Raw genomic sequence first — 280 nt, 5'->3', positions numbered from 1 at the left:
TGAACTACCGCTCCGCGTATTCTTTTGCGATTAATGTTATTTAACACTAATGCTTTAATTAATGCCTGGCAGTTCCCTACTCTCACATGGGGAGACCCCACACTACCATCGGCGCTACAACGTTTCACTTCTGAGTTCGGCATGGGATCAGGTGGGACCGTTGCGCTATGGCCGCCAAGCAAATTCTGTTTTATTACCCGTCACTCACCCTTCAACGGCTCGTCACCAGTAATTATCAATCTTAAACAAGCTTACTTCATCGTTTCGTCTCTCTGACAAA

Annotated in this window: 1 rRNA gene; it reads right to left on the bottom strand. The window is 46.1% G+C overall.

Annotated elements, in window-relative coordinates:
• Positions 1–63 precede the first annotated feature (63 nt).
• Positions 64–179 (bottom strand): 5S ribosomal RNA (gene rrf / locus BHE89_RS01555).
• Positions 180–280: the final 101 nt, after the last annotated feature.

The sequence above is a fragment of the Shigella sp. FC1967 genome (assembly GCF_001743005.1).
Lineage (GTDB): Bacteria > Pseudomonadota > Gammaproteobacteria > Enterobacterales > Enterobacteriaceae > Proteus.
Note: the sequence above shows the minus strand (reverse complement) of the source record. Positions and strands in the feature narration are given on the sequence as shown.